Origin of the sequence: Amycolatopsis sp. SID8362 (genome assembly GCF_010550475.1) — a bacterium.
GTDB classification, from domain to species: Bacteria; Actinomycetota; Actinomycetes; order Mycobacteriales; family Pseudonocardiaceae; genus Amycolatopsis; species Amycolatopsis eburnea.
In genome coordinates this window covers 1-265 of record NZ_JAAGNB010000814.1, presented here as the reverse complement: position 1 = coordinate 265, position 265 = coordinate 1, and the positions used below count along the sequence as shown (strand labels likewise).

Annotated in this window: 1 protein-coding gene; it reads right to left on the bottom strand. The window is 73.2% G+C overall.

Annotated elements, in window-relative coordinates; genetic code table 11:
- Positions 1-28: 28 nt before the first annotated feature.
- A partial coding sequence (locus G3I65_RS24990; RefSeq protein WP_160698258.1) for an N-acetyltransferase occupies positions 29-265 on the bottom strand: 237 nt, incomplete at its 5' end.

Here is a 265-nt window from a genome sequence, read left to right as displayed (position 1 = left end):
GGTTCGGCGATGTCCATCGGTTCCCCTCTCAGGACCAGGCGGGGCGCCGGATCCACATGGTCCACAGTGGACGATAACCCTGCCGGTGCCAGAACACCGGCGAAAGCGGGTTGGCCGGGTGGTAGAAGAGGAACGTCCCCAGCGAGCCGGGCCGGAGCAGCTCCTCGTGCGCTACCGCCATCAGCGCCCGGCCCACGCCGCCGCCGCGGGCCGCGGGCGCCACCGACAGCGTGTCGACGTACCCCCAGCGCCCCGGCCGCAGCCG